This window comes from Kribbella sp. DT2 (assembly GCF_049844575.1).
Lineage (GTDB): Bacteria > Actinomycetota > Actinomycetes > Propionibacteriales > Kribbellaceae > Kribbella.
The window spans coordinates 570,115-596,866 of record NZ_JBNCLH010000002.1 but is presented as its reverse complement, the minus strand read 5'-3'; the positions used below and the strand labels follow the sequence as shown (position 1 = coordinate 596,866).

The window sequence follows — 26,752 nt, the reverse complement described above, 5'->3', positions numbered from 1 at the left end:
GGTGCACGCCGCGCTGTACAGCAGAGTGGCTCCCGACGAAGTATGGACGGCGCAGTCAGTTCATCGGCGTCAGCACCCAGCGCTGGCAGGCGCCGTTCCAGTACGGCCAGGTGATCACGTCGGCGCCGACCAGGTCACTGCAGCCGGCCACGTCCATCGAGCGTCCGGAGGTGTTCTGCACGATGCTCCAGGTGTTGTCGGCTGCTGGTTCGATACGCCAGGCCTGGCATTCCGCGGTGTCGTTCGGCAGCACCGGAACCACAGGCGATCCAGCGCTGCCGGGGCAGCCTTGGACGTCGATGTCGGTCCGCGAGTTCGGGTCGTGCAGCTGGTAGATGTCATCGCCCTTGGGCACGATCTGCCAGCGTTGACAGGGACTTGCAGGCACCCAGTACCACGTCCGGATGTCCATGGTGGACGGATTCGTCCCACAGTCCACGATGTCCAGCACCTTGCCACCGCGGGCCGAGGCGATGCGGTAGCGGCCGCTCAGTGTTTGCCCGGTGAAGACCGGCCGCAGGATCCACTGCTGACTGGCTTCCGCCGAACACGTCTGCTGGACCACCGGCGCGCCGTCTCCCAGCGACGACTGCCGTACCCCGGCGCACTTCGCACTGTGCGCGAAGCGCAAGCGCACCACGGTGTCGTAACTACTGCCCTCCAGATACTCCACCGTCAGCTGCTGGCTGGCCGTATTCGAGCAGGGCCTCTGCTGCAGGGCAACGTCGTCGTCCTGCAGCATCCGGTCAACGTCCAGGCAGCGCGGTCTGCCGTCGACGGCGACACCGTTCGCGTGCACCGTGTGCACCTCGAACTGGTCAGTGCCTGCGATCTGGACCAGCCGGAACCTCTGCTGGAGCGTGCCGACGCACTGGTACTGCTGGAAGGCCACACCGTCGGTCTGGCTCGCGTTCGGTACGTCGAGGCACTTGCTGCTGTGCCGCGCGACCAACTCGTAGGCTCGGTTGTCGATGTCGAACTTGGGACCGGTGGTGGCACCGACCGCGGGCTCACGCCATTTCGAGACCGGCGCAGCGAACGAGGACCCGTTCGACACGAGCGTGAACACGTCCCGGCCGCCGCCGCCCAGCGCGTACACGAGCGCGACGTCGTCCTTCCCTTCGCCTGTGTAGTCGCCTGCGCTCAGCGCCGCCTTGGCCGGATCGAGCGCTCCGCGGTACCACTGCGACTCGGTCAGGGCGGTCCGGTTGGACAAGAACACGCGCAGCGCGAGATCGGACGGCCCGTGCTCGTACATCGCCACCACGTCGTCCAGCCCGTCACCGTTGACGTCGGCAACGACCGGCCGGCTCTTCTCCCAGCAGTACGACGACCCGTCGTACACCGTGGTCGAGGTCGCGCTGAACGACGTCCCGGTGGATCTGCGCACGGTGACCTGCGTACGGCAGTTGCCCAGGTTCATCATGTCGACGAGGTCGTCGAGGCCGTCACCGTCGATGTCCGCGAGCAGTGGGGCACTGCGTGACCAGTCGCCGTTGGTGGTGACCCATTGCACCGGCGTACCCAGGTTGCCACCGGGATACAGCATTACTCGCCACGTGCCGTTGCCGTTGTCGAGCTGCACCGCGATGTCGTCCAGCTGATCGCCGTTGACGTCGCCGGACACGATCCGGGCGCCGCTCAACGGCCAGCCTGCCGATCCTGAGTACCAGACCGGCGTAGAGCCCGCGGTGTAGGAGTTCCCGTCGGACTTCAGCAGGTACGCCGAGATCCGGCGACCCGCCTCTTCGCGGAACAGGACGGTGTCGGACCGCTGGTCACCGTCGAAGTCGCCCTGCACCGGCCTGGTCCGGTAGAGCGCGAACCCGCCGTTCTCCCCCGAGTCCCAGGCCAGAGTCCCGGTCTGCAACCCACCGGGCTTGGACAGGACGTTCCAGACCGCCGTCCGCCCCCACCCCTGGTCGAGTACGGCGCTGACGTCCGCGCGTCCGTCCCCGTTGATGTCCCCACGCACCCGCGGGATCACCGCATCATTGCCGGAGGCAACGAGATCGTAGGCACGGGTCACCGCGCCGGCGTTCCCGGCCCGGTCGACCGCGCGGACGTAGAGCCGCTGTTGCGGGATACCGGTGGTGGGATCGGGCCAGACCGTCACCGGCAGCTTGGCCACTCCATCGGCACCGGCCTTGACGCGGGACAGGACCCGGTCCTGCTGGACGCCGTACAGGTACTCGGCAACGTCGGTCTCGCCGGCGCCCGGCCGGATGGTGACCACCCCGGTGGTGCGGGCCGGGATGCCGGGCTCCCCGGTGGCCGGGAAGTCGGTCGAAGTCAGCTGTGGCACCGCCGGCGACTGTGCGTCCAGCACGAAATAGCAGCGCGGACTCTCGGCGCCGAAATCGATCCCGTCGTCGGGCACGTTGTCGTTGCTACTGGCAATGTAGTAGTAGGGAACGCCCGGCGTCAGCGCGCCGGAGGCCAACTGCGGCCAGGCGAACGCCGCGCCGGAGGTCGTCGTGGTGGAGGTCGACTCGTAGGCCACGGAGTCGTCGCCGGCCAGGCGGATCGACAGCTTGGTGGTGAGGTTGTCGTTGTCCGGGTCACTGGCCACCGCGGAGAACGACGGCGGGACCAGCCCGCTGACCACGGTCGGCGCGTCCGGCGTACCGCACGGCCGTGGCCGGGAGAAGTTCACCTTGCTCGGCGGCCGGGGTACGTTGTTGTAACGGACCACCAAAGCGGCGGTGTTCGGGAAGAACTTCTTCCACTGGTACTTGTTGCCCTCGTCCGGCGCCCGCAGGCCGAAGGTGGCCTTGGTCGTCCTGGCCGTCGCGATCCCCTGGATCATGGTCCGGACCGTGTCGCTGGTGAAGCGCATACCCATGTCCGGCTGATGACCGGTCCACGCGTTGCCGCTGGCCCGGGCCAGCTCCTCGAGCCACTGGCCACCGGAGTTGCTCCACGTCAGTGGCTGCCCGGCGTCGATCGCGGCGGTCCGCCACAGCGCCGCCGGCGTCGGGCTGCCGGACGGCGAGTGGTCGAGCACGATGTCGAAAGCTGCCGAGACCACTTTCGACCCGGCCAGCGCGCTGGTGTCGAACTGGAAGAACGATCGGTACCGCACGGCCAGGTCCCAGGACAGTCCGACCTTCGCACCTTCGGCCCGGTCGTAGTTCCAGTACGACTGGTTCGGCGACATCTGGTTGACGTGCGTCCACAGTTGATGCCCCGCGGTCCAGGACGGATCGATGGAGACCGGGAACTCGGTGGTCGGCGCGGTGAGCAGTGCCCGGTCCGGTACGACGCTCAGCCCGGTGCCGGACCGCCTGGTCGGCATCGTCGCGTGCCGGGCCGCGCTGTCCCACATCACCGCCTTGTCGGCGCTGAACACCGGACGGCCATTGTTGTCGACGGCAACCGTCGATCCGGCCGGGCCGTCCTGGACCCGGAGGCCGGCCGTGGTCAGGCCGAAGTCGATCTTCGTCAGCCGTTCGGCGGCCGTCCGGTTCTTCACCACCAGGAACTGCGCGAATCCGTCCGGCTCCGCCCGGACCCCGAGGTCGACTCCTGGAAACACTTCACGGTAGGTCGCCGTGTCACCCTCCAACTCCGGCTTCGGTAGCGCGGTCGGCCAGGTGAGACCAAGGCTCGTCGAGCGGTCGGTGAGGGTGACCAGCGCCCGGTCACCACCACCGGACAGCGCCAGTCCGGTCACGGTCGCCCCCGGCCGCACCGTGCCGTCGGCACCGCGGTGCAGGGTGGTGTCGATCGGCACCCAGTCCTTCCCACGGCGGGCGCGGACCGGGCTGGGGTGTGCGACCAGGGTGCGCATGCCGGAGGAGTCGGCGTACACCTCGGTGCTTTTTGTGCGCAGGTGCGTCAGCTCGACCGGCTTCGTGGCGTCGACCGGTGTCGAAGGTTGCTCGACCGGCTTCGTGGCGTCGACCGGTGTCGAAGGTTGCTCGACCGCCTCGGCGGTTCCCAGCCCGGGGACCGCCAGGAGCAGCGCGAGGAAGCCGGCCAACAGACCGCGCCGCCTAGCCACCGGCACTCCCGAACCACTTGATCAGCTTCACGACCTCGACCAGGAACCCGCCGGTCAGGATGACCTTCCAGCCACCGCTCGTTCCGGTCATGGAACCGAAGTCTCCGCCCTTGAAGGGCTCTTTCCACTTCGAGGTGCCGTCGGGGTACTTGGTCGGATGCGGGTTGACCTCCTGGGCGGTCTCGTTCTGCCATTCCTCACGCCGGGGGTTGCCCACCTGCTCCCGGACCTGCTCTCGCATCTCCTCCAGGCGGCGCTCCTGCTCGGCGCGTTGCTGGGCGCGATCCTGCTTGATCCGCTCCCCGGGGTTGCCGCGGTTCGGTTTGTCCGGTTTGCCGCCCGGCCGGTTGGCTCCCCCGGGTTTGTTCCCGCCGGCGCTGGGTTTCTGCCGCACCGGTGGGCGCGGCTTGCTGGGTTTCGGTTTGATCGACTGTGGTGGTTTGCGCACCGCCTTGCGGATCTTGTCGGCGACCTTCTTGTACCGCCAGATGATCTTGACGATGACCTTCGCCACGTACTTGACGACCCGTTTCATCACGACCTTCAGGACGGTCCGAAACACCGTCACCCAGACGACGATCGCCCGCGCGACGGCCCGGAACACCGCCCCCAGCCAGCTCCAGACCCGGTCGGCGACCCAGGTGATGACCGGGACCAGCTGCTCGATGACCATCGCGACGAGGATCGCGACGATCACGACCACGACCGCGAGGACCACCACGCTCAGGGCCACCGGAACCAGGACGACCGCGACCCGGCCGTCGGAGTCCTCGAAGGTCACCGGACTGTTGTTCGCGTACGCGTAGGCGTTCAGCGACTGCGGTTCCTCCGGATCGACCTCCGGATCGACCGAGATGAACCGGCCGAGCGATGGGTCGTACTCCCGGGCACCCAGGTGGACCAGTCCGGTGTCCGGGTCGGCAGTGCCCTTGTGGAATCCCTTCTGCCCGGGCCAGTCCACGGGCGCCGTACCGCGGACGTCGCCGTACGGCGTGGTCCTGCGACGTTGAACGACCTGACTGGTCGAGTCCACGGCGATGGCCGGAGTGCCGTGGAGGTCGGCCAGCAGCCAGCTCAGCTTGCCGTCGGTCCGGACGGCGACCAGGTCGTCGCCGAACGTGTAGTAGCGGGTGCCGCTCAGTTTGCCGTCGGTGCCGAGCCGGAGCTCGGTCTCGCCGAGAGAGAGCGTGGTCCCGCTGGAGTCGCGGCGCAGGATCCGGTTGCCGTCGCCGTCGTACACGAACGACGAGCCCTTGCTGGTGGCGGCGAGCTTGCCGTCGTCGGTCCAGCTCAGCGTCTCGCTGCTTCCGCCCTGGGTGCGTGACGTCAGGTTTCCGGTGGCGTCGTAGGTGTAGTTGTTCGTCGTCGTGCCGGCGGGCCCCGCGGTGGTGACGCTCTTCAGCGCGTTGGCCGACGTACCGACGCCGTAGCTGTAGGTACTGGTCGTGGTGTCACCGGTCGGTGTCACCTTCTTCTCGGTCTGCCGGTTGCCGGACTTGTCGAACGTCCAGCTGTGCCAGTACGGCGCCGGGCCGCCCAGACCGGCCGCCGTCGGAGCGGCCGCACAGTCACCCGATCCAGGTGTCCAGGCGCGGGTGAGCCGACGCAGGTAGTCGTAGCCGAAGCACTGGGTGTCGATCGACTCGTCGCTGGCGGTCGACGGGGTGTCGGTGATCTTGGTGACGTTGCCGGCCGGGTCGTAGTTGTACTGCGTGTCCGAGATCCGTCGCGGCGACAGCTCCCGGTCGGTCACCACGCGGGTCAGTCGGCGGGTGCCGTACTCGTACTCGAACCGTTGCTGGACCCAGCGCCCCTTGGTCTCGCCGAGCGTCAGCGTGTCCGTCTCCTCGAACGGCGTGTAGCTGCTGTCGCGGACGTACGTCCCCAGCTCGCTGCTCATGGCCGTCGGCAGGCTCTGGTCGTTGTAGGTCGTCGAGAGGGTCTCGGCGGCCAGTCCGCCGACCGCGGGCAGTTCGCGGGTCGCCACCTTGCCGTCGTCGGTATAGGTCTGCGAGACCGTGTAGGTCCCGGCCAATGCTCCTTCGGAGGCCGGCAGGGTCACGGATTGACCGGTCGCCCGGCCGGCGTCGTCGTAGCCAGTGAACTGGGTCGTGTACGGGTTCCCGTTCACGTAGCGCGTCATCGAGCTCGGACGCCCCTTGGCCAGCGTGTCGTAGGTCCAGGCGATCTGCACCGGTCCGGTCGGCGACCCGCTGCGCTGTGAGGTCTTCCGCCCGACGTCGTCGTACGTGAACGCGGTCGTCACGCCGCGGGCGTCGGTGCTCGACACGATCTGGTCGGCCGCGTTGAACTGGTACCTGGTGGTTCCGCGGTCCGGGTCGGTCTCGGTGGTCCGGCGGCCCTGGACGTCGTACTGGTAGCTCCAGACGTTGCCCCCGGCATCGGTCAGCGTCTTCAGCTGACCGAGAGCGGTGTAGGTGTACCTGGTGCTGTCGTAGGCCCCGGTCCAGCTGTCGCCCTGGTACTGACGCACCTCGGTGAGCCGGCCCCGAGCGTCGGTGAGCCTGGTCGTCGGTGCCTGCCCCTGAGGCGGGTCGATGCTCTGCCGGGTCGCGGTCATCTGGTGGCTGGTCCGGTACTTCTCCTGTCCCTCGGACCGGAAGATCTGCGCGACCGGCCGGTCGGCGCCGTCGAGGACGCTCACTTCCTGCTTGGGGACGACGGCGTCGTCGACGTACAGGATCTCGGTGCTCGGTGCGGCCTGGTTGAAGTACGCCCCCGAGACGATGTTCTGCTTGCCACGGCTGTCGTAGCGGTAGTCGGTGACCAGGCGGCCTCCGGCCGGCGTACCTTCCTGCGTCTGCCGGAGCCGCTGCAGCCCGTCGTACAGCTCGTAGGTCACGTCGTAGCGGCCCTCGCCGAGTCTGGCCCTGGTGACAACCGCCGACGAGGCATCGCCGCGGAGCAGGTACTCGTACTCGATGTCGGCCGGGCCGGAACCGCGGGAGTGTCCCGGGTTCCAGACCTTCGCGGTCCGGCCGAGCGGGTCGAGGGTGACCTCCGCGCGCTTGCCGTCCGGTGAGGTGGCCGCGATCTGCTCGCCCCAGGCCGGCTCGAACTCCTCCGACGACTGCATGCCGTTCGGTGCGGTCTCGGTGACCTTGCTGGTCGGTCCGTACTCGGGGAAGAACGTGACCCGCGCCGTCTTGTTCTCCGCGTTCGAGATGGTGGTCCGGCGCCCGTAGGCGTCGTACGTCGCGGTGAAGACCGTCTCGTACGTCGGGTTGCCGCCGCCGTCGAAGCCGGCCAGCCGCTCACCTCTGGTCGGCAGGCCACGGGTCGGGGTGGCGGTCGTGGAGGTGTTGTTGTCGTAGTACATCCGCTCGTCGCTCAGCACCTGGTCCTTGGTGTAGGGCTTGTCGCATCCGACGGCGACGGTCTGCTCGCGGCTGAGGAGCTCCTGGAGCCCGGTGACCGGGTTGTCGAGGTACTCGTAGCGGGTGCAGCTGTCGTCGGCTGTGGTGCCGGCGTCGTTGGCGAAGTGTTTCCAGAGGAGCCGGCCCCTGGTGTCGTACTCCTGCCGGTTCGCGACCTGCAGCACCCCGCCGTCGACGGCCTGGTACTGGGTGATGCCCTTCTGTCCCGTGAGGTACGCGTACCGGGTGCCCCACGGACGGGATTCGACGGCTGTGGGCTGGTCGGAGCGCCAGTAGTCGCTGATGGTCCTGTCAACGACCGCCGACCCGTTGTAGGTGATCTGCTCACGCACCTGACCGGAGAACTCGTTGATGTCGTCGACCGCGACGCCGGTGGAGTCGATCAGCTTGACGTCCCGTGCGGAGCCGTCCGACCTGCGGTCGTCGTCCATGCCGCGGTAGTACAGCGTCTCGGTGACCGACTGCGGCTCACTGGCGGCGCCCTTGCGCAGCCGGACGCGCTCGAACCCACGCCACTGGTTCCAGGTGTGCGTCGTGGTGTCCGCCAGACCGTCCTGTTCGTCGTAGTGCCAGGCCGGCGTACCGAGGTACTCGACCTTGCTGGTCACCGGGACCGGCGCCGCGGGCACACTGGAAGTCGCGCTGCGGTCCAGTTCGTTCGCCTCGGTCACGACGTACTTGTGGAACCAGTCCTGGCGCTCGCCCTGGTCCGGTGGGGTCCAGCGTTGTGGATGGCACAGGCGGTCGTTGTTGGCCGGATCCGGCAGGCTCGAGGCGGTGCACTGCTTGCCCGAGTAGCTGACCGCCAGGTCGCCACCGGTGCCGTAGTGCACGGACTGGATGCGGAACCACACCATGCTCGGCAGGTCGGGGTTGGCCGGATCGACCCGGTTGTCCAGGCCGACACCGTCGAAGTTGGTCTCCGGCATCTGGGCGTCGCCACCCACCTTGCCGTTGGTCGTCACCCCTTCCAGCCACAGTGCCCGTCCGCTACCGGCGCCGTTGGTGTACTCGTGCCGGAGAGTCCAGGTCTGTACGTCGCTGAAGCCGGTGTCCCGCCACACCTGCGTGGTGACCTTGGCAAGCCGCTTCTGTGACCAGAACGTCGGCGTGAAGTGGTTGTTGCAGTTCGTCGTACTCGTGCAGCGCAGGTCGAACGGAGTGTCCGGGTACGTCGCCGGCTGGGCCGGGCCGCAGTTCGCGCCCTCACACCGCTCGGCCAGCGTGAACAGGACCTTGCCGATCGGGTTCTGGGTGTAGGCCTGTCCGTCGCGCTGGCCGTACTCGATCCTGACCAGGTTGCCGGCTCGGGTGTACGGGCTGACCGCGGTGGAGACGACGGCGCGGGCGTAGTTGTTGGTCTCGTTGTCGTAGTACAGGCTCATCGTGTTGCCGTGCCGGTCGACCACGTAGTCGAGGTTCCAGCGGAACGCCTGCTGACACCACGAGTCGGCGAAAGCGGCGCGGTTGCACTGTTCTCCCGCGTGGTTGCCGAACACCGGCATCGTCATCGCGGAGCGCGTCTCCGGCCGGCCGGACGCCCAGCCGGGCAGCCGGTTCAGCCCGAAGTAGAACCTCATCCCCTCCTTGGTGGTCACCCGCCAGTACTCACCCTTCTCGGCGGCCGCGACACCTTCGTCGCCGTTCGCGGCGCCCCACAGCTTCTCGACCACGGTGCCGTCGTCACCGCGCAGCCGCCAGGTCTCCGACGTGGAGGTCTTCGCCACCAGGAACAGGTCACCGGTCTTACCGGTCATCGCCAGGCCGGCGTTCTCGCCGGCGAAGCAGAAGTCACCGGTGATCTTGGCGCCGTTGTTGCCCTTGTCCTTGGAGCAGCTCTTGAACCGGCGCTCGATGGTTCCACCGCCGGCGACGTCGAAGCCCTGTCCGGTCGCCGACACCTGGTTGTTCGACGACGAGGTGAGGCCGTCGAGGGTGGACGACGAGTACTGCAGGGCGACGGACGGCTGCGGTCCGCCGATGCCGGGCGGCGCCTCCACCGGCAGCGACCACTCGAAGGCACCCGACGGTCCCCCGACCGTCCACTTGGCCGCGCCGCCGGACAAGTCTCCCTTGCCGTAGTCGCCGCCACCACCTGACTCGGCCGCGACCATCCGCAGCGACGAGTTGGCCGGGACCTCGGCCCGCACGGTGCCGTCGCCCTTGTTGCTGCTCGCGTACGACTTGCCGGACTTCACGTCGTACAGGCGCAGCCGGCTCGCCCAACCGCCACCGTAGGTGTCGGCGAAGGCGGAGTAGTCCAGCGTCAGCCCGACCGTGCCCGCGGCCTTCAGTCCGTCTGTACGCCGGACTTCGACGGCCAGCGCGTCCCCCTGGCGACCGCTGATCGACACCCGGACCTTGGCCGGGCCACTGGTCTTTCCGGTGGACACCCAGTTCCGGACGGCTTCGGTCCCGGGGCCGATCCACACCGGCAGGTTGCCGGCGCGTTGCCTGGTCACCTTGGGACGGCCCGACAGCAGAGCGTCCCACCGGCCGCGGCTCGTACCGTCGCCGATCCGCGGTACGGCGACCTCCGCCGTTCCGGCCGTGGGCCAGATCAGCTGCGGCGTACGCTTCCGGGTCGCGTCGGCCATCGCCGGATCGGCCGGGCGCGCGGCGGGCTTCGCCTCGACGCCGGGCACCGAAACGTCCCGGCGCAGGGCGATCTGCGGATCAGCGGGGGACGCGGCCGCCGCAGCGGTCAGGCCGCCGTCCTGACTGCCGGCGAGTAGCGCCAGACTCACCACCGTGGCCAGACCGTTCCGGGAACAACGGCGGAGGGTACGGCGTCCGAAGGGTCGGTGGGACGAATCCGACATGATGGTCTCCTCGCTCACGGCTTCGCCCACAGAGTGAGGTAGCGGTCCACCGCGCGCGATCGTTTAGTCTCCGGCCGAAGGGACCTGCTCCCCCAGCGGAGCCAAGCCTCTTCGCGTCGCCCCACCGCTCAGTGGGCCGGCCTGCCGAACTGCTGACGCGCGGACAACAGGCACAGGCCACGCTCGGTGATCTCGTGGCGGACGGAAGAGCCCGTCCGGCGCGTCGTGATCAACCCGGCCGAACGCAGCACGCCTGCCTGATGGCTCGCCGATGCGAGCGAAACCTGACAGAGCTCGGCCATCTGGGTGGTCGTGCAACCGGAGAAGGTCGCCTCGAGCGCAGTCGCCCGCGTGACGCCGAGCAGCACACTCAGCGGGTCCGCTGCCTGGACTGCCCCGCCGAGGCCCGGGCCGAGGATGCCCGGTGTGTGGTCGACGGGGTAGACGAGGATCGGCGGCAGCCGGGGATCGCGCAACTTGGTCGGCACCTGCCAGCAGAACGCGGACGGCTGGAGGTGGATGCCCCGCCCTTCCAGCTGCAGATGGCGGTCACGCATCCCGAGCACCTGCAACTCCGGTGGCTCCCACCGAACCCGCGGGTGCAGGGACGACAGCAGGTCGTCGACCCCGTGACTGACCAGCGTCCGGCCACGCCGGGCCTGATCAGCCGCGACCAGCATGCCGATCGAGCTCCAGTACGGCGCGATCGCGGCCTCGTGGTAGGCGCGGATCGCGTCGTCCAGTCTTCGCAGGGCCCGTGGTTCGCCGTTGGCCAAGGCCTGGATCCACGTCGACGGCGGCCGCCTGCCGCTGATCATGGACAGCTGCTGCCGAAGCGACTGCCGCGGAGTGGACAGGACGGTCTGCAACGCGGCCTCGAAGCCTGCCGGCGGCTCCGCCGGGGTGAGGAAATCGGGTGAGTAGCCGCTGGCAGGCGCCAGCTCGAGCAGCAGCCTCAGCTGGTCCGGCGCGACCTTCGCCCGGACATCACGGCGCCAGTCGCCGAACACCAGCCGCCCGTCCCGATGCTGAACCATGTGCAGGCTGAGCAGCAGTTCCCACATCGAAGCAGGCCCGGCGGCCACGGTGATGCGCCGCAGGTCCTGGCCGGTGAAGTGGATCCGAAGCACGGCGTTCCTCCCGCGGGGCGGCTGGGATTCGGCGACCGGTCGGGGTCAGAGGTTGTAGATCCGGACCCAGTCGACGTCGTAGGTGGCCGGTTGCATCGTGGTGCCGTAGAAGTTGTCCAGCTGGATGGTCAGATGGCCGGACGGCATGCACTGGATGCATTTGCGAACACTGTTGGCGCCGCCGGAGTAGCTGAACCACTGCTTGCCGTCGATGAATCCGCGGACGACGTCCGGGGTCCACTCCAGCGCCACGTTGTGCCACTCGGTCAGTGCCGAGCCGCAGTTCGTCTCCTTGGCGAAGATCTGCTGGGTGGCGATCCCCGCGTTGTGCGGATAGTGCATGAAGGACTCGGCGCAGGCCTGGCCGGGTGCGCCGTTCTCGAGGAAGTCGTACTCGCCGTCCTGGGGCCAGCGGTCGGACGACGGCCAGACAATCAGCAACGGGTGGTACTGACGACCGTTGTCGGCGCCTTGCGGCGTCGACCGGATCCGGGCTTCCCACCGGCCGTACTGCTTCTCCACCTTGGAAGCGAGCCACGCCGAGTCACCGTTCGCGAGACCGGTCTGGCGGAGGAAGCCGTTGGCAACAGTCGACTTCGAGGCGCAGCGCCGGCCGTTGCCGGCGTGGCCCGGCCAGCACTCCCCGGCCTGGTTCCACTTCGAGCTGTCCGGCGCACCGGTGTAGTCGAACTCGTCCGACCCGGCCAGCGGAGTACCCCAGCCGAAGGTCGTCGCCGCCGTCACACCGTCGTCGCGAACAGTGTCCGGGGCTTGTACGGCAGCTGTCACCGGACCCGCCGCAAGGGACCCGGCGGTCAGCAGTGCCGCCGCGGTCAGTCCGCCCGTCAGGGCCACGATCTTTTTCCGGGTGTTACGTAACATCGGTCCTCCTGGATAGCTTCGGCGGCCGCACCGAGCGAGGTCTGACGCTCAGTACAGCCCCGGACACCCACTGTGTCCGGACGTTGGCAGGAACAGGTCAAGCCCGTGAGGGCCGGGGGCGAACCCCGCGAGCTCAGACCGGGATGTCGCCCGGCCAGTCGTCGACGACGAGGCGGTGTGCGGCCGAGTCCCAGAAGCGGTGCCCCAGCCGGCCGTCGTTCGTGCGGAAGTACGCATGCTGCTGGTTGCCGACGGCGTATCCCGCCGGACCGGAGGTCACCACTCCAGGCGTGGTCCAGCTGTCGCGGCCGGGCGGTTGCGCCATCCCCGGCGTACTGAACCAGTGTCTGAGCGAATCGTCCGGACCGCGGCCGAAGACGTGCTGCTCGGTGCCGAACACGTAGGCGACCGGATCGCCGGTCAGCTCACCACCCCAGTCCTGTTGGACCAGCCGGTCGTCGGACCTGTCGTGGAAGTAGTGCGTCAGCCTCCCGGTGGGACCGCGGAAGTAGACATGCAGCTGATCGCCGACGGCGTAGCCGGACAGCCCGCTCGTCACGGCGCCACCAGGTCCCCAGGTCTCCCGTTGGGGTGACGTGGTTTGCCGCGGCGTGTACCACCAGTGCCGTACGGCGCCGTCCGGCCCCGCGCCGAACACGTGGAATTCGTCCAGGTAGGTGATGGCGGTGGGTGCGCCGGTGAGCTCGCCGCCCCAGCTCTCGGACACCACCGTGCCGGAGGAACGATCCCGGAAACGGTGCTCCAGAGCTCCGGTCGAGCCGCGGTAGAAGATGTGCTGCTGATCGAAGTAGGCACAGCCGGCGGGGTCCGAGTACACCGTCCCGGCGCCGGTTCCCCAGTCGCTCAGGTGCGGGAGCTCGTCGAGCTGGCCGGGCGCCCCGGTCCAGTGGGCCAGCGAGTTGTCGGCCAGCCGCGCGAACACGTGGTGCTCTTCGCCGTGCCGAAAGCCGATCGGCTGGCCGGTGACGACCGGCCCGGGCCAGTGCTCTGCGGCCAGGACGTCGCGGTACCGCCAGTGCAGAACGCCTCCGGCAGGTCCCGCAGTCGCGAGCACGTGTTGCTCACCCGGCTTCACGAAGGCCCGGCCGGGCAGGCCGGCCGTCTCGGACAGCCAGTAACCGCTCCCCGGTGCGTGACCGACCCGGCTCACGAGGGGCGCGAAATCGGCGTACCGGGGTGCTGCTTTCGGGGAGCCCCAGGTGACCTGGGCCAGGGATCGCAGAGGAGCGAACAGGGTCGTGCCGATCTCGGCCTCGCCGATCGTCGTGCCGACCGGGACCCAGACGTGAGCCTTCGCACCGAGCAGGCCGGGGTGATCGTCGGCCACAGAACTGCCGTGGAACGCACCGACCCTGAACTGCTCGTAGACAACAGCCGGGTCGAGAACGCTCGGGCCACCGACGTCGTAGTACAGCTGCTTGAGGTGGCAGTTCTGCACCTGGTACCCGGCGGCCAGCAGATCTGCCGCGGATCGGCCGGAGTCCAGCCAGTGCTCGACCTGGACGTTCGTGGCGATCGGGACGACGGCGTTCGGGTAGATGCCGTCGTTCCAGATCCGCAGTGTGCGACCCTGCGCGCGCACCGCGTCGTTGACCAGGTTGATGAACCCGTACACGGTGTCGCGCGCCGAGGCCGACGGCCCGTAATGTTCCCGGGCGTACGTCGTGAGCTGCGGGTAGTCCTCGTAGCGACCACCGATCATGTACTCGTCGGCGCCGGTGTGCCAGTACGACGACCCGATGGCAGGCACCAGCTGCGACAGCTTGCCCTGGGCCCAGTCGTAACCCGCCTGGACCGACAGGTCCAGGCTCTGCGGCCGGTCCGGGATGCCGCGCGCCGGATTGCCCTTGAGGTAGGGCCGGCCCGGAACCCCGTCCAGGTGACCGGGCATGTTGAACTGCGGCACCACGGTCACGTGGTAGCGACGGGCGAACTCGGCCACAGCTGCCATCTCACCGGCCGGGGCCTTCGGGTAGCCGACGTACAGCCAGAGCATGTTGAGCTTGAGATAGGCCAGCTCGCGGATCTGGTCCTGCCACCACCGGCCGCTGAACTGCTTGTTCTCGTTGGCGATCAGCAGACCGCGCTCCGCGTACCGCGGCAGGTCCCGAATGGTGCCTGCGGCAACTGTCGACGAGGAACGCAGGAGCTGCAACGCGGTGCGGGTGCCGTAGAAGGCTCCCCTGGCCGTCCGGGCCTCGATCCGGATCGCGGCGCCGATCGTCATCCGGTACCCCTCGGCGCCCAGGTCGGTGTCGGCGGTGGCCAGGGAGACGAAGATGTCACCGGCCGCCGGCGCGGTCGACTGCACCGGACTCAGCCTGCGCCCGCAGACCTCGACCAGGTCGTCGCTGAAGGTGGCGGCCGTCGTACTCAGGCCGCTCGCCGTGGTGATGTCGACGACGAGCCTCGTCGTCGCCGTGAACCGGAAGGTCCCCGTGCCCGGTGTCCAGCTCTGAACGGCCGGAATCGTCGGCAGTGCCGCCGCGGCGGCAGCCGTCAACGGCATCCGACTGCCCGACAGGTGACCGATCATGGGACCGACGGCGGCAGCACCGATCGAGCCCAGCACGGTACGGCGGTTCAGCTCCGTCATCGTGATCACCCCTACTCGCCGGAGACGCGGTTCGTGCGGTCATCGAACCGTCATCTCTCGCCGAACGCAGCCCCTTCGAGCGCAGACGAAACCCTGGCCCGCCTTCGCTGCCCTCGATCACACTCACAGCGAACGCCCGAGCCGGAGGTAGCCACCGATGAGTACTGCGCGCCCCAGACCGTCACTCTGCCTACTCGTCCTCACCGCCTTGTTGTGCACAGTGCTCCAGCAGTGGGCTGCCCCCACTCCGGCCGCGGCCGGGGCGACCGCGCGACCCGTCACCTCGGTCCGGACCTTCGAGACCGAAACGATCGGCCAGGTCGCGACCGGTTGCACAACGCCGGCCGGTAAGGCGGCCGCGACGGTCAGCGGTACACGAGGGCACACCGGCACCCGTTCGCTGTGGATCAACGACAGGTCGAGCAGCCTGCAGACCGTCGTCCAGTGCCCCTTCGCTCCCCAGCGCGGCCTGAATCTGCAGCTGGCCGTGCAGCCCGTGAGCCTCGCGAACGGATTCACCGTCTCGTTGCTGAGCCAGTCCCGCTCGGCCTTCCATCTCGGCGTGGTCGCGAACGGTGCCGTCCAGTGGTACGACGGAGCCACCTGGACCCAGCTCGCCCCCGCCGGGACCGTTGCGACCGGCAACTGGACCGTGCTTCGCCTGCAGGTGCCCACCGATCAGCTGTCTGTTTCCGTCGCGGTCGGCGACCAGGTGGTCGGTACAGGACGACCGGTGGCCGGTGCCGCCGCGATCGACCTCAGCGGCTACCAGCTCTCCAGCTACGGGACGGCACCCCAGGGCGACGAGGTGTACTTCGACGACCTCTCGGTCGACGAAGTCCGGGGGTTCGAGACCGAACCGGTCGGCAACGTGCCGACGGGTTGCGCCACCCCGCCGGGCAAGTCGGCTGCGACGGTGAGCGACACGCGAGCTCACGAAGGCCGCAGATCGCTGCTCGTCGACGACCGGTCGACCACCGCACAGGCCGTCGTCGTCTGCCCGGTCGTCCCGCAGCGCGGTGTCGATCTCGAGTTCGCCGTCCATCCCGTGAGCCTGACCAACGGCTTCTCGTTCGCTGTACTGGGTGCACTCGACGGTGTCGCCGGAGCGCCTCGGGTCGTCTACCAGATCGCGGTGTTCGCCGACGGGTCGGTCCGATGGTTCGACTGGCTCGGCTGGACAGCTCTGACTCCACCGGGGACGGTTCCGTCCGGGACCTGGAGCACGCTGCGGCTTCGGGTCGCGCCGGACCAGGAACGCGCCCAGGTGACGGTCGACGGGTTGGCTGTCGGCGTACTCGGGCCGGTCGGCGTACGTGCGGTGGGCTCGATCACCGGCTACCAGTTCGCGAGTTACGGTACCGCGACGGCCGGCGACCAGATCTTCGTCGACGACCTCACACCGGGCGCCGCCGCGCAGCTTCCACCGGCCGGCGGATCCCTCCTGCAGGTCGGACCGGATGTGACCGTCGAGCAGACGACGGGATTGGTACTGCAGATGCCGCACTCCGCGGTCTCGATCACCGGCGCTGCTCCGGAGCTGCTGACCACCTACGCCGCCCACGGTGACGCGAGTGGAGCCGTCGGAACCCGCTTGTCGGCCAGCACCGACGGGGCACGGACCTGGCAGCGCCAGGATCCTCGCAATCCGTTCGCCGACGAACAGTCCTTCAACTTCACCCGGCTGCGCAACGGTGACCTGATGGCGATGCTCTACCACACCTTCATGACACCGGGCTCGCAGAACCGCAAGGCCGACGTGGTGACGGCGATCTCGCGGGATCAGGGCCGCACGTGGACCCAGCGCACCGGCACCATGACCAGCCCCCAACCGATGCGCCCCATCGATCCGCACTCGAGCAGACCCGGACGAACCATGGGTGGCTTCGTCCTGGTGCACAACGCCGTCGAGGATCCCGACGGCACGCTCCACCAGTCCGCCTACGGCTACCTGGAGGGCGACCCCAAGTACCGGCAGATCCTGCTGACCTCGACCGACCGGGGAGTCAACTGGAACCTGCGGGCGACGATCGCCGTCAACCCTGGTCTGTCCGGCGATCCGCGGTACGAAGGCTTCGACGAAGCAGCGATCGAACGCGTGGCCGACGGATCCCTGCTCGCGGTGATGCGCACCGGAAGCTTCCAGCCGATGTACGTGTCCCGCTCGACCGACAACGGATTCCACTGGACGACGCCGGCCCCGCTCCGCGCCGGACCGGCCGCCCTCACCGTCACCGGCATCTACCCGACCCTGCTCTCGATGCCCGGCGGCAAACTCGTGCTGTCCATCGGCCGCCCCGGCCAGTCGCTGCTGGTGTCCGACGACGGCAACGGCACAGCCTGGACGGACCCGATCACGATCGACTACCGCAACTCCGGCAACGGAACCGTCGTGGCAACCGGCCCGAACCAGCTGGTCGTCTTCGGCGACCGCGGTGCCGACTGGGCACCTGTCCGTCCCGCCGTCCCACGCATCTGGTCCCGCACCATCGACCTGAACAACACTTGACGGTTGCTCGGCGTCCCAGCCGGCAGGTCACAGGCCGAGCAGAAGACAGAAGCGCTGATTTACAGCCGAGGTTGATCACTGTCTGCCACAGGTGAGCGGACTGCCTTGCCGGCTAGGCGTTGGCTCGTTGGATGGTGCACGCAGGTTCTCATCGTTGACGATCATCGCGCGCTGATTGAGGTGCACAGAGGTGCGTTGGCGGCCCGCTGCCTCTGCTCTCGCGCCGCCGACAGCGCCGAGCCTCGCGAAACGTGAGACAGTTGACATCTACGCCCGCCCCGGGTTCACACCCGCGGGCGTCCTCACCCCGGAGTGGACGCCGCCTCATCCAGGCGCGTTTCACCGCTCCCGGTCATTTCGCACGACTTCACGCCAGGACCGGGTACAAGCACCACCTCACAGAGAGATCTCCCATTACCGCCTCTGCGCTCACACCGATCCTGGCCTCCCCTCGCACTCTCACCGACATCTACGGCCCCGGTATCGCCGTCTGCGCACGCCCCGCCCAGGAACCGGCTGTTCCGTCGAGCAGGCACCGCAACACCCGCGACGTCCTGTCCGCCCGCCCCCTCGCCATCGCGGGCGACACCCCCGTCATCACCAGCGCGGGCGGCACTGAACCCAACCTCCTCGCCGCCCTCCGCGACGGCGGCCTGCCCGTCGGCACCGATCCACGTGAGTTCCGCACCGAGGCCGAGTTCGCCGCCCGCGTCACCGAAGCCCTCAGCGACGGCCTGCTCATGTCCATGGAATACCCGCAGCCCACGGCGCTGTACCCCGACGAACGCTCCGTGAAAAGCGCCGAGCTCGTCGGCTACCTCAACAACAAAGCCAGCATCAGCACCTTCGTCGACCCCCGCTTCCAGGCCCGCCGCCAGATCGTCACCATCGACGAGCTTGCCGAAGCCACCCCCGCCGAGAAGTCCTGGGTGCTCAAAGCCGCCACCAACGCCGCTCACGGCGCCAGCCTCGACGTCTACCTGCACCGAGCGGGGGACCCGGTGATCCTGCCCGCGTTCACCGACATCCTCACCGAGGTGGTCGTCGAGGAGTACCTGAACCTCCACCACAACTGGGGCGTGCAACTGTACGTCGCCGCCGACGGCCGGGCTCGCCTGCTCGCCGTGACCGACCAGCGTATCGACGCTGACGGCGTCTACGCCGGCGGCCGCTTCGGGCTCATCGTCCCCCTGCCCGCCGACCTGCTCACCGAATGCCTGGCGATCGCCCAGCGCGCCGCCGACGTCGGCTACCGCGGCATGTGCAGCCTCGACTGCGCCCAGACCTACGACGGCAGACTCGTCATGCTCGACCTCAACTTCCGCATCACCAGCGGGTCCATCCCGCTGCTGGCGCTGCACACCATCCGCCCCGACGCCCTGGACCGTCCGTCGGAGTCGACGAAACTCACCACCTCCGCATCCATCGCCGCACTGCTGGCCGCGCTGCGGCCCGCGCTGCAGCGCGGAGGGCTCATCGTCACCGGCGGCCACGACCCCCGCCGCACCGACAACACGATCAACCAGACCACGCTGCACCTGATCGTCTTCGGCGACGATCATGACGACGTCACCACCCGCCGCACCAAACTTGAAGCCACGTACAACCACTGACGCGGACGCCGTGCGCGTCAGCAGCGGCGGGCGTTGGCCATTCAGTCACAAGGTGTAACGACTTCGCGCGGACACGGTCATGATCACCGTCGCCTTACTCCAACCTGCCGGCCACGAGATCCTCGGCCGCCGCCCGATCCAGTGCTTCCTCGACGGCGGCGGGGTAGCGGGAGGCCTCGGCATACACGGCAGCTCCCGTGACAGCGTCGACCAGCACCTCGGCGTACAACGCGTCCACCAGGTCCGGCGTCGCTACGCGAGCTCTGCCGGAGCGTCCAGTGGCGGATCAGGTAGCGGTGGGCGCGGGCGCCACGGTCGGGCTCGCGATCCAGACCGCGATGTTGCGGTAGTACGACTTGATGTCCTCGAAGGCACAGTGGCCGGCGGCCGAGTAGTCGAACCCGACCGAGCATCGGCGAGATCACCTGCGGTGGGTCAGAGCCAACGACCTGGTAGATCTGCTGGAAGGCTTGCCAGAGCGCCGGGGCGGGGGGCCAGGCCCAAGCTGGTTGCGAGGTGTTCCCGCCGAGCACGCCGGAACCGCCAGCGCAGTCTTCAACACCTTCCGTCAGGTCGGCGGAGCGGTTGCCATCGCTGTCTTCGGCGCCCTCATCGCCGACCCCGGCACCTTCCTCACCGGTCTGCGGGAACACGTTGCCGTAGTTCCCGACCGTGATGGCGATCCGGGCACCTGGAGCATTGGGAAGGGCCACCGCGGTCGCTGATCGCGTGTCCTGTGGCGCCTCTGGCTCTGTCTCGGCATCGTTCGGACGACGCGCACCGAGATCGGTCAAGGCGCTCCTTCCTCCCTGCGTCGCCGGACGCACGGAGGCAGGCCAGGCGGATTGGGATGACTTCAGGAAAGTCTGCCAGAGCGCCCCGGGACGAGGCAGGCACTGGGATACCCCTGCCCCGGAGCGATCAGCGCCGACAGCTTCGCGCGGGCAAATCGATGCCTTCAGCAACGGACTGCGCATCACCGTCGCCACAGGTGCCTGATCGAGCTGGTCTCCCGGTCAACGGGCGACCACCTCGAGCCAGTTCCAGAGCTCACGTTCGCGGTCGATGTCGTAGGACTCGGCCGACGAGGCCGTGGCCTTCGTGCGATGGATGTAGGCGCCGGTCCCGGCAGGCGTGACGCCGAGGACGACGTCAGCGAGCTTGTGGCCTGCCGGAATCGGCGTGTCCACCAGGGGCGTGATCGCGAGCAGCGGGATGATCTTGCTCATCAGGAAGGGAAAGACTCCCCCTGCTTCGCGCGCGAGCCCGGTTCCGACCACGAGGCTGGGGTTGTAGGCGACGATGTCGGTGCCGTCGGGCAGCCGGCGGGCCCATGCGTGGACCAGGTGCACACCGCCGAGCTTGCTCGTCACGTAGGCGCGCCGACCGGCGCGGACGCTCCCGGAACGGTCGAACGCTCCGGGGCGGGAGATCTCCGGGATAGCCCATCGTGGTGCGGGCATGGTCCCCCCGGTGTGTCGGAGATCTCCGAAGTGCGCGTCGCTGACCGTGACAATGATGCGCGCCGGCGCCTGAACATGGGGGTGCAGTTGTCTCAGCAGCTGATGAGTGGACATGACGTTCACGGCGAACGTCCGCTCGTATCCGTCCACCGTGGTCTCCAGCGCGTTGGCCAGATGGACCCCCGCGTTGAAGACGAGGCCCCGCAGAGGAGGCAGCTCACCGGAATCGAGACGATCTTCCAGCCGTACGCCGGCAGCATCGACGCTCGCGCTGCTCGACAGATCGACGTCCACCGTCGAGACGTGGGGAGAGACATCTTGCAGGCCCGGTAACACCTCGACGGTCGAGGAGGCTCGCCCGAGCACCACGAGGTGGGTGTCAGGGCTGCGGCGAAGGACCTCGCGGGCCGCTGCGAGACCGATCCCCCGGGTGGCACCGGTCATGACAAGAGTTCGAGTTGCTGCGGCCATCTGCTTCTCCTAGGTCTGTCGCGTGGCTCTCAGCGTGTGGAACGACGCGAGAAGGAGGAAGACCCTCTCCAGGCTGGTATCGAGAGGACCATGCAGCAGGCTCCACGCCGATCGAACCGGTGGGACAATCGGCCGATGGGGCACAACGGTCGGCCGGAGTTCGGGGAGTTCCTGCGTCACCGACGGGCGCAGATGACTCCACCCGATCGGCCGGGCGACCTGCGGTCCTCCGTCCGGCGCGTGCCGGGGCTGCGCCGTCAGGAACTCTCCGACGTCGCCGGGATCTCCGTCGAGTACTACACGCGCCTCGAGCAGGGACGAGCACCGCGCCCCTCCCGGGAAGTCCTCAGCGCGTTGGGACGAGCCTTCCAACTCTCGACAGCCGAGACCCACCACTTGTTCCGGCTTGCCGGTGAGCTGCCTCCGCAGCAGCGAGCACCAGCCGCGCACATCCGGCCGGGGCTCCAGCAACTGCTGGACGGTCTGGACGACACCATGCCGGTCACGGTTCACGACGGCCGGCTCGACATGCTGGCGTTCAACCGTGCCGCGGCGGAGCTGTTCGGGCCCATCTTCGGCGACGGCCCGTTCGGCCACAACATCGTCCACCAGGCCTTCACGTCGACGGGACTGCGCGCGGTCCTCGGGATCGACGGGGCAGAGACACTGGCCCGAGTGGCCGCCGCCGAGCTTCGCAAAGCGCTCAGTGTCTACCCGGACGACGACCGTCTTCGGTCCTTGTTCAGCGAGCTCTCCACGAGCAGTCCCGAGTTCAGCAGCCATTGGGAGCGAGGAGAAATCGGGACCTGGACGTCCGCGATGAAGCGCGTGAACCATCCGGAGAGAGGCCTGCTCGCCTTCGACAGCCAGCTGCTCCACGACCCCGAAAGCGACCACTGGGTCATGCTCTTCACGCCTTCCGCTCCCCCGGCTTCGGCACCGGTCGGCTGACTGGACCGCGGCGAGTAGGTCGTACGTCGGAGCATGTCAGGTGAGTGCGGTTCGTTCTCGCCAACCGGCGCACTCCTGCTCGGTCAGGGACAGCTGGGACAGTGTTCGCGTGGGGTGATCCGGGTGAGCTTGTCGGGATTGGTGACCGAGTAGATGCCGGCGATCCGGTCGCCAGGTGGGGTGAGGTCGAGGACGAGGACCGCGAAGGGGGCGTCGCCGGTGAACAGTACGGCTGAGGGGTCGCCGTTAACCGTTCGGTAGTGGATGTCGAGGGAGATCGCGGAGGCGGCCGAGACGGCGATGAAGAGTTCGGCAACGCGGTCGCGGCCGTGGACAGGCTGCAGACTTCGGGCCGCGCCCTTGCCGCCGCCGTCGGTCCACAGCGTCACGTCGGGGGCGAGCAACTCGAGGAGCTCCAGCACCACCAGCAAGGCCATCGACGAGGAGTCGAGCCGCTCGACCGGGTCTTCCGGATCTTCGGTGAGCAACGGTTCGGGGAGCCACTGGCCGACGTACGTCTCGCGTCGGCGGTTGATCACCGCACGACGCGCCAGCACCTGGTTCACCGCGATCCGGACCAGCCGGTACGGCGTACCGGGGCCTTGTACGCCGTACCAGCTGTGGTGACGTCACACCTGGTACCCGGCTCGCACTCCTATCTCCAGCAGCCGGACCTGCCGGCTCCGAGATCCCGGGAGAGAACAATGCGCACCCTGATCCGCGATGTCCGTGTCTTCGACGGCGAGCAGACCGCGGCCCGGACCGACGTACTGATCGACGGCAACCGGATTGCCGAACCAGACAGTCGCCGGGTGGACGTCGAAGTCGACGGGACTGGAAAGACCTTGCTTCCGGGGCTGATCGACGCACACACCCACACCTCCGACGGCAGCCTCGCCCAGGCGCTGGCCCACGGGGTGACCACGGAGCTCGACATGTTCTGCCTCCCGGCGAACCTCGACAAGCAGCGCCGGCTCGCCGCGGAGAGCGACAACGTGGCCGATCTCCGCAGCGCAGGGCTCCTCGCCACCGCGCCCGGCGGGCACCCAAGTCAATTGCTGGCGGGAATGGACCAGGCCATGCTGGACGGCCTCGGCGCCACGGCCGGCACTTCCGACGGGGTGGCCGACGCGAGCCAGGCGAAGACGTTCGTCGATGCACGGGTGGCGCAGGGCATCGACTACCTGAAGGTCGTCATCGACGGCGGCTCGACGTACGGCACTGTGCTTCCGGCCCTCGCACCGGGCATCGTGGCCGCGCTGGTCGAAGCCGGACAGGCCGCCGGGCTGCTGACGATCGCTCATGCAACCACCGCGCGAGAGGTGGAGATCGCGCTGGACGCGGGGATCGACGGCTTGGCCCACGTGTACGCCGATGCCGGGCCGGAGGACTCGACCGCCCGCGACCTGGCGACCCGGATCGCGTCCGTCACCAGCGCTCCGGCCCGGTACTTCGGCCTGACCGACCGCGGCCGCATCGCCCCCGGCTCCGCGCCGACCTGCTACTGGTCCACGGCGACCCCACCAACGACATCACCACAACCAGCGCGATCGCCGAAGTCTGGCGCCGCGGCACCCCCAAACCCGGTGATCGCGAGAACGCCGGCCGTGCGGAGTTGAAGCGGTGCTGGGCATCGATCAGATAGTTCATCTCGTAGAAGCGCCCATCGGGCCGAGACCGTCGCGGGCGAACATCTCCCCATCGTCGGGTTCTCCGCCACCGCCACCGCCAGGCTGGAGGACGATCTGGCGTGCTCGGTGAGTTGCGCGGTCATCGTCGCGACGCCGGCGAACGCGCGTCCGGTCAGACCGAGAGCCGTTACCGTCTGGTTTGGCGGTCTTGTGAACCGGGACCCGCTGAACAAGTCACAAGACACGGTCGTATCCGGTGACCGGCCGGTGCTGCCGTGACCTGTGATCTCGGCAGCGTTGACTGGCGCGGGTTGGCGGCGGTCACCACGGAGCAGCGCCAAGACGGTCGATGAAGGTGCCGGTCGGCCCCTCCGCGTCGATCATCGCGAGTTGGATGATCGAGTCGGTGGCCTCGGTGATCGTCAAGCCGCTGCCCGTGTTCCTGTTCATGTCGGTGGCGGCGTATTTGCGGTTGGCGATATCTCCCGGAGCGGCGAGGTTGAACTTGATCCCCGGGAGCGCCTGGGCGTAGCGGACGGTGATCATGTTCAGCGCTGCCTTCGATGAGGTGTAGGCAAGCTCGTGCATCTTCGAGACGGGCTGGGCCGGGTCGGTCACGATCCTGATGGAACCACCGGGACCGGACACCATGACCACCCGTGGATGATCCGCCGTCTCCAGCAGGGAAAGGAATGCGTGCGTGACTCTCACCGGTCCGTAGACGTTGGTGTCGTAGACGGAATGGATCTCGTGCGCTGTCGCGTCCGCGGGCGTGGTGCCCCGACCCGACACGCCCGCGTTGTTGATCAACACGTCCAGCCGGTCGGTGTGCTCTCGGACGAGCCGCTCCGCGTCGCGCACCGACTCGTCCGAGGTCACGTCGAGCGGCACCATGATCACGTCCGCGCCATCGCCGGTCAGCCGGTCAGCGGCCGCGCGTCCCCGATCTCGATCGCGTGAACCGAGGAAGATCATCCATCCCTGTTCCCCAAGCCGCCTGGCCACCTCAAGACCGATTCCCTTGTTGCCTCCGGTGATCAGCACCGAGGTCTGTTCTGCGCTCGTCATGCCTCTACGACGAAACGCGCCACCCGGCTATGACACCCACCTCAGGGGAGAACTCGGGCACTTGGGGAAATGCTGGTGGAGGCGTCGATGGTCCAGCCGGGCCGAACGCGCATCGGCACACGAGCTTCGAGCGTGCAGCTACCGGTCGTGTCGGCCTTGGCGGCTCACGCTGGTGCCCCGTGTCCGGGTGCGGAGGCTAGAAGCTCCTTGCCGTTGCGCCTTGCAGGATCCGGTGGAGGCCGGGAGTATCGAGGAACCGGTGTGTTTGGAAGTCGAGTGCCTGAGCCGCCTCGATGTTCGTCCTCGTGTCATCGACGAAGAGGCACTGCGCCGGGTCTGCGCCGGCGGCCTGGCTCGCCCGCAGAAAGGCCTCAGACTCCGGCTTCGCGAACCCGTGGTCGCAGGACACCAGCAGCTCTGTGAAGAACTCGAGCTCCGGCTGCATCGCCCGCACGACCTGCCAGTAGTAGTGGTCGACGTTGGAGAGCAGAACAAGGCGGTGGTTCTCTGAGAGGGCCTTGACGAAGTCGGCCATGCCGGGCATGGGCCAGGAGTAGGGCTCTAGCCAGGCGGCTTCGAACCGCGGGTAGGCCAGCGTGAGTCCGTGTGCATCGACGAGTTGGCGATGTACTTGCTGCAAGGTCACCTCGCCGGTGATGATCTCGCGGCGGGCCATGAGCCCGTCGAGGCGTCGAAGGGCGTCGTCAGGATCGGTGCAATGCTTGGCGAGCCGAGCCGGCACGATGTCATTGTCGAAGGCGATGATCACGCCGAAGAGGTCGAAGATGAGCGCCTCGATGGGTGGTCCGATTCGGCTCACGGATGTTCTCCCGTTGTTGAAGGGGTAGCCGCGCGGCTGCGAACTGCAGGAGTTCAGGGCCGTCTGGGCCTTGGCCGGGTGTTGCGGTGGGACTGGGCCAATGCCAGCCCGAGCAGGGCGGCCACGATGGCGCCGAGGCGCCCGGTGCTCAAGTAGTACATGCTGATGTCCATGATCATCGATCTCCGTCGCTGGCGGTCCCCAGGAAGTCCGGTCACCATTGGGTGATGAGTGGCGGGTCCGGCTCGTGTTGCCGCCAGGCTTCAGCGAGGCGGGTGAGGCGAGTGGGGGCGGCGATCCCGCGGATGGTGGCGATCTTGCCGTTGGTGATGTCGAACGTGACGACGCCGATGACTTGGTCGTCGAGTACGAAGAGGATGGCGGGGGCGCCGTTGACGAGTGCGTAGTGGATGCCAGGCGTGCCGCCGGCAAGTCGCCGTTTCGCAGGTGTGGGTTTGAGTCCGGCTCTTGCGACGGCAGCGATGCCCTGTGGGGTGTTGTACTGCAGCAGCGTGTCGGCAGGGCCAACGGCGTTGGAGTCCGAGATTGCGGTCGCGTCGTCGGTGAGCAGCGCCACCAGCCGGTCGGTGCGGCCCGAGGAGGCGGCGGCGAGGAATTCCTCGACGATCCTGCGAGCGGAGGCTGGGTCCACTTCGCCGCCGCGGCGGCCCACGGCGGTGAGGCGGCGCCGGGCCCGGTGGAGGTGCTGCTGGCTTGCGGACTCGGTGATGTCGAGGATCTCGGTGATGTCGGCGTGGCTGTAGGAGAACGCTTCGCGCAGGACGTAGACGGCCCGCTCGAGAGGTGACAGGCGCTCCATCAGAGTCAGCACGGCCAGTGAGACCGATTCGCGCTGCTCGAATGTGTCGGCCGGACCGAGCATCCGGTCGCCGTCGAGGAGCGGTTCCGGCAGCCAGGCGCGCACGCGTTCGCGGCGGGATTGCGCCGAACGCAGCCGGTCGAGGCACAGATTGGTGACGACCTTGGTCAGCCATGCTTCGGGCACCTTGATCAGCTGCCGTTCCGCGGCCTGCCAGCGCAGGAACGCGTCCTGCACGGCGTCCTCGGCGTCGGCGGCCGAGCCCAGCAGTCGGTAGGCCAGCGAGGCCAGCCGGGGCCGGCTGGCCTCGAACCGGTCAGTGTCGAAAGGATCAGTGACGATGCTGTCCACGCTGCCACCCTAGGTTGGACCTTGCGTCCGGATACGGACGCATTGGTTCACTTCTCGGCGAGTGCATCGCGCCGGACCCACTGGAGCAAGGTGGGGTTGTCGACGGTTGTGATGACACCAACGGTGGTGCGGTGACAGCGGTCGTCGTCCAGCAGGCTCAGCATGCTGGCGGCGAGGTCCGCACGGGCCGTGATCCGCAC

The 26,752-nt window shown here is 68.3% G+C and carries 16 protein-coding genes; 4 read left to right on the top strand and 12 right to left on the bottom strand.

Annotation, left to right across the window (positions count from 1 at the left end; all coding sequences use genetic code 11):
- Nucleotides 1-55 precede the first annotated feature (55 nt).
- The 5 genes from ACLQ2O_RS11525 to ACLQ2O_RS11505 all read right to left on the bottom strand — a co-directional run bounded on the left by ACLQ2O_RS11525 (nucleotide 56) and on the right by ACLQ2O_RS11505 (nucleotide 14,855).
- Nucleotides 56-4,006, bottom strand: a complete 3,951-nt coding sequence (locus tag ACLQ2O_RS11525; protein WP_425830171.1) for an RICIN domain-containing protein — start codon at nucleotides 4,004-4,006, stop codon at nucleotides 56-58.
- Nucleotides 3,999-10,226, bottom strand: coding sequence for an RHS repeat-associated core domain-containing protein (locus ACLQ2O_RS11520; protein WP_425830169.1), 6,228 nt, complete (start codon nucleotides 10,224-10,226; stop codon nucleotides 3,999-4,001). The genes ACLQ2O_RS11525 and ACLQ2O_RS11520 overlap by 8 nt, the downstream gene beginning before the upstream one ends.
- A gap of 128 nt (nucleotides 10,227-10,354) precedes the next feature.
- A complete protein-coding gene (locus ACLQ2O_RS11515; RefSeq protein WP_425830167.1) occupies nucleotides 10,355-11,356 on the bottom strand; it encodes an ArsR/SmtB family transcription factor in 1,002 nt (333 codons plus the stop codon).
- A 45-nt stretch (nucleotides 11,357-11,401) separates the two neighbouring features.
- Nucleotides 11,402-12,238 (bottom strand): family 16 glycosylhydrolase, encoded by an 837-nt coding sequence (locus ACLQ2O_RS11510; RefSeq protein ID WP_425830165.1) that lies wholly within the window; start codon nucleotides 12,236-12,238, stop codon nucleotides 11,402-11,404.
- 133 nt (nucleotides 12,239-12,371) lie between these two features.
- Nucleotides 12,372-14,855: a glycoside hydrolase family 20 zincin-like fold domain-containing protein gene (locus ACLQ2O_RS11505; RefSeq protein ID WP_425830163.1), complete on the bottom strand. Its 2,484-nt coding sequence runs from the start codon at nucleotides 14,853-14,855 to the stop codon at nucleotides 12,372-12,374.
- A gap of 157 nt (nucleotides 14,856-15,012) precedes the next feature.
- Here ACLQ2O_RS11505 and ACLQ2O_RS11500 point away from each other — a divergent pair, with 157 nt between their 5' ends.
- On the top strand, nucleotides 15,013-17,364 hold the full coding sequence (locus ACLQ2O_RS11500; protein ID WP_425830161.1) for a sialidase family protein: 2,352 nt from the start codon (nucleotides 15,013-15,015) through the stop codon (nucleotides 17,362-17,364).
- 260 nt (nucleotides 17,365-17,624) lie between these two features.
- Nucleotides 17,625-18,977, top strand: a complete 1,353-nt coding sequence (locus tag ACLQ2O_RS11495) for a hypothetical protein (protein WP_425830159.1) — start codon at nucleotides 17,625-17,627, stop codon at nucleotides 18,975-18,977.
- Nucleotides 18,978-19,071: 94 nt separating this feature from the next.
- On the opposite strand, the gene ACLQ2O_RS11490 is transcribed toward ACLQ2O_RS11495, so the two are convergent.
- Together ACLQ2O_RS11490 and ACLQ2O_RS11485 are read right to left on the bottom strand one after the other, a co-directional pair.
- The gene (locus ACLQ2O_RS11490) at nucleotides 19,072-19,215 is read right to left on the bottom strand and encodes a hypothetical protein (RefSeq protein ID WP_425830157.1); all 144 of its coding nucleotides are present in this window, start codon (nucleotides 19,213-19,215) and stop codon (nucleotides 19,072-19,074) included.
- A gap of 778 nt (nucleotides 19,216-19,993) precedes the next feature.
- Entirely contained in the window at nucleotides 19,994-20,911 is a 918-nt protein-coding gene (locus ACLQ2O_RS11485) for an SDR family NAD(P)-dependent oxidoreductase (RefSeq protein WP_425830155.1), read from the bottom strand.
- Nucleotides 20,912-21,046: 135 nt separating this feature from the next.
- Between ACLQ2O_RS11485 and ACLQ2O_RS11480 the strand changes: the two genes are divergently transcribed.
- Nucleotides 21,047-21,862, top strand: coding sequence for a helix-turn-helix transcriptional regulator (locus ACLQ2O_RS11480; protein ID WP_425830153.1), 816 nt, complete (start codon nucleotides 21,047-21,049; stop codon nucleotides 21,860-21,862).
- 83 nt (nucleotides 21,863-21,945) lie between these two features.
- Here ACLQ2O_RS11480 and ACLQ2O_RS11475 read toward each other — a convergent pair whose 3' ends face one another.
- Nucleotides 21,946-22,401, bottom strand: a complete 456-nt coding sequence (locus ACLQ2O_RS11475; RefSeq protein ID WP_425830151.1) for a hypothetical protein — start codon at nucleotides 22,399-22,401, stop codon at nucleotides 21,946-21,948.
- 165 nt (nucleotides 22,402-22,566) lie between these two features.
- Between ACLQ2O_RS11475 and ACLQ2O_RS11470 the strand changes: the two genes are divergently transcribed.
- A complete protein-coding gene (locus tag ACLQ2O_RS11470; protein WP_425830149.1) occupies nucleotides 22,567-23,481 on the top strand; it encodes a hypothetical protein in 915 nt (304 codons plus the stop codon).
- Between the two features lie 333 nt (nucleotides 23,482-23,814).
- Here ACLQ2O_RS11470 and ACLQ2O_RS11465 read toward each other — a convergent pair whose 3' ends face one another.
- The 4 genes from ACLQ2O_RS11465 to ACLQ2O_RS11450 form a co-directional block, all read right to left on the bottom strand.
- On the bottom strand, nucleotides 23,815-24,561 hold the full coding sequence (locus ACLQ2O_RS11465) for an SDR family NAD(P)-dependent oxidoreductase (protein ID WP_425830147.1): 747 nt from the start codon (nucleotides 24,559-24,561) through the stop codon (nucleotides 23,815-23,817).
- A 196-nt stretch (nucleotides 24,562-24,757) separates the two neighbouring features.
- The gene (locus ACLQ2O_RS11460; protein WP_425830145.1) at nucleotides 24,758-25,381 is read right to left on the bottom strand and encodes an HAD-IA family hydrolase; all 624 of its coding nucleotides are present in this window, start codon (nucleotides 25,379-25,381) and stop codon (nucleotides 24,758-24,760) included.
- Between the two features lie 214 nt (nucleotides 25,382-25,595).
- Complete coding sequence (locus ACLQ2O_RS11455; RefSeq protein WP_425830143.1) at nucleotides 25,596-26,552, bottom strand: sigma-70 family RNA polymerase sigma factor; 957 nt, start codon at nucleotides 26,550-26,552, stop codon at nucleotides 25,596-25,598.
- A 47-nt stretch (nucleotides 26,553-26,599) separates the two neighbouring features.
- Nucleotides 26,600-26,752, bottom strand: a complete 153-nt coding sequence (locus ACLQ2O_RS11450; protein ID WP_425830141.1) for a hypothetical protein — start codon at nucleotides 26,750-26,752, stop codon at nucleotides 26,600-26,602.

Coding starts and splice junctions, on each gene's coding strand:
- ACLQ2O_RS11500 (WP_425830161.1), top strand. CDS start 15,013: ATGAGTACTGCGCGCCCCAGACCGTCACTCTGCCTACTCGTCCTCACC.
- ACLQ2O_RS11470 (WP_425830149.1), top strand. CDS start 22,567: ATGCGCACCCTGATCCGCGATGTCCGTGTCTTCGACGGCGAGCAGACC.
- ACLQ2O_RS11480 (WP_425830153.1), top strand. CDS start 21,047: ATGGGGCACAACGGTCGGCCGGAGTTCGGGGAGTTCCTGCGTCACCGA.
- ACLQ2O_RS11505 (WP_425830163.1), bottom strand. CDS start 14,855: ATGACGGAGCTGAACCGCCGTACCGTGCTGGGCTCGATCGGTGCTGCC.
- ACLQ2O_RS11485 (WP_425830155.1), bottom strand. CDS start 20,911: ATGGCCGCAGCAACTCGAACTCTTGTCATGACCGGTGCCACCCGGGGG.
- ACLQ2O_RS11510 (WP_425830165.1), bottom strand. CDS start 12,238: ATGTTACGTAACACCCGGAAAAAGATCGTGGCCCTGACGGGCGGACTG.
- ACLQ2O_RS11520 (WP_425830169.1), bottom strand. CDS start 10,226: ATGTCGGATTCGTCCCACCGACCCTTCGGACGCCGTACCCTCCGCCGT.
- ACLQ2O_RS11465 (WP_425830147.1), bottom strand. CDS start 24,561: ATGACGAGCGCAGAACAGACCTCGGTGCTGATCACCGGAGGCAACAAG.